Genomic DNA, 6,571 nt, shown 5'->3' on the forward strand with positions numbered 1-6,571 from the left:
GAACGCGTGAATGTCTAAGTTTTTTATTGATCGCCCCATCTTTGCATGGGTTATTGCGATTTTTATCATCGCAGCGGGTATTTTCGGCATTCAAAAACTGCCGATTTCCCAATATCCGTCCGTTGCAGCGCCGACCATTACTTTGACCGCTACTTATCCGGGCGCTTCTGCTCAGGTAATGGAAGACAGCGTGCTGGCCGTTATCGAACGTAATATGTACGGTGTGGAAGGTTTGGACTATATGACGACTTCTGCCAATTCCAGCGGCAACGGCAGCGTCAGTCTGACGTTTACACCGGAAACCAATGAAGATTTGGCACAAGTAGACGTACAGAACAAACTGTCTGAAGTATTGTCCACATTGCCCTCTACCGTACAACAATATGGTGTAACCGTATCTAAGGCGCGTTCCAACTTCTTGCAAGTAGTGATGCTTTCTTCCGAAAGGCAATCCATTGAGGAGATGAATGACTACGCGCAACGCAATATCGTACCTGAGTTGCAACGTATCGACGGCGTGGGTCAGGTTCGATTGTTTGGTGCGCAACGCGCTATGCGTATTTGGGTTGACCCGAAAAAACTGCAAAACTACAACCTGTCTTTTGGGACGGTAACCAACGCACTGTCTACTCAAAATATCCAAATTTCAGCGGGCTCTATCGGTTCTCTGCCTGCTGTGCCGGGACAGACCATTTCGGCAACCGTTACAGCGCAAGGTCAGCTGAGCACTGCTGAAGAGTTCGGCAACATCATTTTGGTATCCAATACCGACGGCTCGAACGTCTATCTGAAAGACGTTGCCAAAGTCAGCTTGGGTATGCAGGACTATTCTTCTTCCACCCGCTTGAACGGTGTGAATACCACCGGTATGGCAGTGATGTTGTCCAACAGCGGTAACGCTTTGGCAACGGCGACTGCCGTGAAAGAAAAAATGGCGGTTTTGCAGAAGTATTTTCCAGACGGCATGAGCTGGAAAGTTCCTTACGATACTTCCAAATTTGTGGAAATTTCGATTGAGAAAGTGATCCATACACTTTTGGAAGCCATCGTATTGGTATTCTTGGTGATGTATCTCTTCCTGCAAAACATCCGCTATACATTGATTCCGACCATTGTTGTGCCGATTTCCCTGTTGGGCGGTTTTGCCTTCATCTCATACATGGGTATGTCGATTAACGTATTGACCATGTTTGCGATGGTATTGGTGATCGGTATTGTGGTCGATGACGCGATTGTGGTCGTTGAAAACGTTGAGCGTATTATGGCGAGCGAAGGTTTGCCGCCTAAGGCTGCAACTAAAAAAGCGATGAGTCAGATTTCCGGCGCGGTGATCGGTATTACTGCCGTGTTGATGTCCGTATTTGTGCCGCTGGCAATGTTTAGCGGTGCAACCGGTAACATTTACAAACAGTTTGCCCTGACTATGGCGGCATCGATCGGCTTCTCCGCATTCCTTGCCTTGACGCTGACTCCGGCATTGTGTGCCACCATGCTCAAGCCGATTCAGAATGGTCATCACGAAGAGAAAAAAGGTTTCTTCGGTTGGTTTAACAAGAAATTCGACAACTGGACACACGGCTACGAAGGTTGGGTTGCCAAAGTCTTGCGTAAGACTTTGCGCATGATGGTTGTCTATATTGGTTTGACTGTTGTGGGCGTATTCCTGTTTATGCGTCTGCCGACTTCCTTCTTGCCGTCTGAAGACCAAGGTAACTTGATGTTGAGCGTGCAGTTGCCTGCCGGTGCTACCAAAGAGCGTACCGATGCAACTTTGGCTCAAATCACTCAACTGGCAAAATCTATACCTGAGATTGAGAACATCATTACCGTTTCCGGCTTCAGTTTTTCAGGTTCCGGTCAAAACATGGCTTTGGGCTTTGTCATTCTGAAAGACTGGAACGAACGTACTGCTCCGGGCAGCGATGCAACTTCTATTTCCGGTAAGTTGACCGGCATGATGATGGCTACGCTGAAAGACGGTTTCGGTTTGGCGATTGTGCCTCCTGCCATTATGGAATTGGGTACAGGCTCCGGCTTGACGATTTACCTGCAAGACCGTAACAACAGCGGCCATGCTGCATTGTTGGCCAAGCGCAATGAGCTGATTGACAAAATGCGCAAAAGCGGTTTGTTTAACCCAAGTACCGTTCGTGCGAGCGGTTTGGAAGATGCGCCGCAGTTGAAAATCGACATCAATCGTTCTGCAGCCGCCGCACAAGGTATTTCATTCTCTGATATCCGTACTGCGTTGGCGACCTCGCTGGGTTCGTCTTATGTAAACGACTTCCCGAATCAAGGCCGTCTGCAACGCGTGATGGTACAAGCTGATGCGAGTGCCCGTATGCAGCCTGCCGATATTCTGAACCTGACCGTGCCGAACAAATCCGGCGTTGCCGTACCGCTTTCTACCATTGCTACTGTTTCTTGGGAAAACGGTATGGAACAAAGCGTCCGCTTCAATGGTTATCCTGCAATGGAGCTTTCCGGCTCGCCTGTTAATGGTGTGTCTTCCGGTCAGGCCATGGCTGCGGTACAGCAAATGGTTGATGACATGGGCGGCGGTTACAGTCTGGAATGGGGCGGTCAGTCTCGTGAAGAGGCCAAGGGTAGCTCGCAAACTGTCATGTTGTACGCATTGGCCGCTGCCGCTGTATTCTTGGTATTGGCTGCTTTGTACGAAAGCTGGTCTATCCCGTTGGCGGTTATCCTTGTGATTCCGTTGGGCTTGATTGGCGCGGCATTGGGCGTAACCGGCCGCAACATGTTTGAAGCACTGCTGGGCAGTATTCCGGCATACGCCAACGATATTTACTTCCAAGTCGGTTTCGTAACCGTAATGGGCTTGAGTGCGAAAAACGCGATTTTGATTATCGAGTTTGCCAAAGACCTGCAAGCGCAAGGTAAGAGCGCGCTTGAAGCTGCACTTGCCGCCGCACACTTGCGTTTCCGCCCGATTATCATGACTTCGTTCGCCTTCATCTTGGGTGTGGTACCGCTCTATGTTGCCAGCGGTGCCAGCTCTGCCAGCCAACGTGCAATTGGTACGACCGTGTTCTGGGGGATGTTGATCGGTACGATTCTGTCTGTGTTCCTTGTGCCTTTGTTCTATGTGGTTGTGCGCAAATTCTTTAAAGAAACTGCACACGAGCATGAGATGGCCGCCAAACACGCCGCTGAAGCCGGCATGATTGAAGACGGTAAACACGATTCAGACAAGCACTAAAGCAAAGGCCGTCTGAAAACTTTTCAGACGGCCTCAAAATGCTAAAGGATTCTAAAATGAAGAAGATTACATTCAAACCTGTACTGACCGCCGTTGCCGCCGCCGTGGCTTTGTCAGCCTGTACCATGATGCCGAAATATGAACAGCCTCAAGTTGCCGTGGCCGATACGTTTAAATACGACACAGTTGACGACGGTATCCGTGCCGCCGAATTGGGTTGGCAAGATTACTTTGCCGATCCGCGCCTTCACCGTCTGATCGACATCGCATTGGCACGCAATACCGATTTGCGTACAGCCGCGCTGAATGCGGAAATCTACCGCAAGCAATACATGATTGCGCGTAATAACTTGTTGCCAACCGTCAATGTCAGCGGTACAGGTTCGCGTCAAGGCAGCTTGAGCGGCGGCAGCGTCAGCAGCCAATACAGCGTGGGTTTGGGCGCAGCCTCTTATGAACTCGACCTTTTCGGCCGTGTTCGCAGTACCGGCGAAGCCGCGTTGCAAGGTTATTTCAATGTGGCCGCAAACCGCGATGCCGCCCATCTGACCTTGATTTCTACCGTTGCCAAAGCCTACTTTAACGAACGCTACGCGGAAGAAACCATGGCATTGGCACAACGCGTATTGCAAACCCGTGAGGCGACTTACAAGCTCTCGCAATTACGCCATAAGGCCGGCGTGATTTCCGCCGTTGATTTGCGCCAACAGGAAGCGCTGATTGAATCGGCCAAAGCCGATTACGCATTCGCGGTAAAAAACCGCGAGCAAGCGCGAAATTCCTTGGCTATGTTGATTAATCAACCTTTGCCCGAAGGCTTGCCTGCCGGTCTGCCTTTGAGCAAGCAGTTCAAAATGACCAAGCTGCCTGCCGGTTTGAGTTCGGATGTATTGCTCAACCGTCCGGATATCCGTGCGGCCGAACACGCGCTCAAACAAGCCAATGCCAATATCGGCGCGGCACGTGCGGCCTTCTTCCCGCGCATCAGCCTGACCGGTTCGGTCGGTACCGCTTCCGGCGAGTTGAGCGGCCTGTTTAAGAGCGGCACGGGTATTTGGGCTTTTGCACCGTCCATTACCCTGCCTATCTTTGACTGGGGCACAAACAAAGCTAATCTTGACGTAGCCAAACTGCGCCAACAGGCACAAATCGTTGCTTATGAAGCCGCTGTTCAATCTGCATTTAAAGACGTTTCCAATGCGTTGGTTGCACGCGAACAGCTGGATAAAAGCTATAACGCTTTGAGCAAACAAAGCCGTGCCTACAACGATAGCCTGCGCCTCATCAGCCTGCGCTACAAACATGGTGTATCCAGCGCATTGGATTTGCTGGATGCCGAGCGTAGCAATTACAGTGCAGAAACTGCTCTTTTGGCTAATCAGCTGACCCGTTTGGAAAATCTTGCCGACTTGTATAAAGCACTTGGCGGCGGTTTGAAACGCGAAACCAAAGCTGCTGAATAAGTATTTTCCTTCTAAAATCAAAAGGCCGTCTGAAACATTTGGATTTCAGGCGGCCTTTTTGTTATGCGGCAATTCTAAGCTTTTAATTTCTCGCTTAAAGTGGCGACATAGGCTGCGCGTTCGTTACGGCTGGCTTCCGGCTGGTGTGTGTTGAGCGAAGACCATTTGCGGTTGCTGCGCGCTTTGTTGAGTTCGCTAGGTAATTTGGCCGCATTCCAGGGCGCTTTGCGTTCTTTTAGCTCGATATGCGATTGAGCCGCATGGCCGCGCGTTTGTAAGACGTGCAACAAATCCAGTGCGCGTGCGGCGAGTAGGGTAAGGGTTTCCGGATCGGTATGCAGGGTTTGTCGGCCGTTGATTTTGTCGGTGATGTCTTGGGCATTGGGCAAAATACCGCCCAATAGTCCGCCGATGGCTGTACCCAAACCAAGCGAGCCGCCAAGCGTGGCAATGTCCAAGCCTAAGCCGATGAGCGCGCCTGCGGTTGCGCCGGTACCGGTACGGATGCCGTAATGTTTGAGCAACTCGCTGTCAAACGGGTCTTGTTTGAAGGCTTTGGGCATCCATGTGCTGTCGCTGCCGACTTCGTCGTGATAGAAGCGGTAAAGTGTGAACAGGCGTTGTTGCATTTGCCGCTCAAGTTGGCGGATTTCCGATTGCATGACTTCCAAAGTCGGGGCAGGGTCGTCGTTTTCGGCAATTTCTTGGGTGAATGCGGCGGCATCCAGCAGAAAATCGGCAATTTCACGGCGCGCTTCCGTATCCAGCCGTTGCCACTCGCGACGACGCATATTGATGAGGCGGTCGAGGATGTCGCGCTTAGGTAACATGGTGGCAAGGTTGTCCCACAATCGGATTTCGCCTTCAAAGTCGAAGGCAACGGTATCGAAACCGGCGTAAACATGCAGGGTTCGACGGGCGAGCATATTGGTCCAAGCGGTCAGGTCTTGATTTTGGGTGAAGTTGAACACGGGCATGATGGGCTTGGCGCACCAAGACAAAATGGTCAGCTCGTCTTTGTATTTGTCGAGGACGGGTTCCCGCGCATCGATGACGTACATGGCCATATCGCTTTGCATGACTTGGCGCAGCACTTTGGCCTCTTGGTTGAACTCGTGATGCGCCTCATGATTGCTGAGGAATTGCTGGATGCGCTCAATGCCGTCATCGCGTGCGGATGTATGGGTTTCCAGCCAGTCCAACACGCCACCTGCATCTTCAAGGCCGGGTGTGTCGTAGAGATAAACCAAGCTGTCGTCGCCATCGTTGATGAGGGCTTCTTCGACATGGCGCGTGGTGGATGGCGCGTTTTTCACTTCGCCGAAGGTGCTGTCGCGCAAAAGCGTACGTAAGAGCGAGGTTTTGCCTGTGTTGGTATGGCCGACGACGGCAAGGGAGAGTGGGGTGGTCATGGTCTTTGGGTTGGGTTGATATGGACTATGAATGTGTGAGTATGGAGCCGTTTATCTTTAGTGGCAATATATTGTTTCAGACGGCCCTAAATTTTTTATATATGGGCGAAAATAGCAAGAAAAAGAGGGGAATAGCGGATTTGTTGTTTTTTAGCAAAATACTTGAAAGTAGATAGAAAAGCAGTTGACAGACGGGTAGAAGACAAGGATAATTCGCGCCGTTGAGTTGCTTGATGCAGCTTGATTTTTCTCCTCTATTTCTCCTTTGTAGACTTGGCGCATATCGAAACGGTATGCGCATTTTTTTATCTGCATTGAAATATGATTACATTTAAAATTTGTTAATCGAATAATTAAGAAATTTTACAAGAAAAATGCTTGCGCAATTGAATCTCTTGTTGCATAATTCGTTTCGTTAGCTGGTTCGAGTAGTCAGTTAATAGTTTCTCCTCTATTTCTCCTTTGTAGACTTG

General features: G+C 50.3%; 3 protein-coding genes. 2 read left to right on the top strand and 1 reads right to left on the bottom strand.

The window, feature by feature from the left end:
• The first annotated feature begins 10 nt into the window (after nt 1-10).
• Entirely contained in the window at nt 11-3,223 is a 3,213-nt protein-coding gene (locus HMPREF3052_RS01790; protein ID WP_070748117.1) for an efflux RND transporter permease subunit, read from the top strand.
• A gap of 56 nt (nt 3,224-3,279) precedes the next feature.
• On the top strand, nt 3,280-4,686 hold the full coding sequence (locus HMPREF3052_RS01795; protein ID WP_141756591.1) for an efflux transporter outer membrane subunit: 1,407 nt from the start codon (nt 3,280-3,282) through the stop codon (nt 4,684-4,686).
• A gap of 74 nt (nt 4,687-4,760) precedes the next feature.
• On the opposite strand, the gene HMPREF3052_RS01800 is transcribed toward HMPREF3052_RS01795, so the two are convergent.
• Nucleotides 4,761-6,098, bottom strand: a complete 1,338-nt coding sequence (locus HMPREF3052_RS01800) for a GTPase/DUF3482 domain-containing protein (protein WP_070748121.1) — start codon at nt 6,096-6,098, stop codon at nt 4,761-4,763.
• Nucleotides 6,099-6,571 lie beyond the last annotated feature (473 nt).

Origin of the sequence: Neisseria sp. HMSC056A03 (genome assembly GCF_001815685.1) — a bacterium.
Taxonomy (GTDB): Bacteria; Pseudomonadota; Gammaproteobacteria; order Burkholderiales; family Neisseriaceae; genus Neisseria; species Neisseria subflava.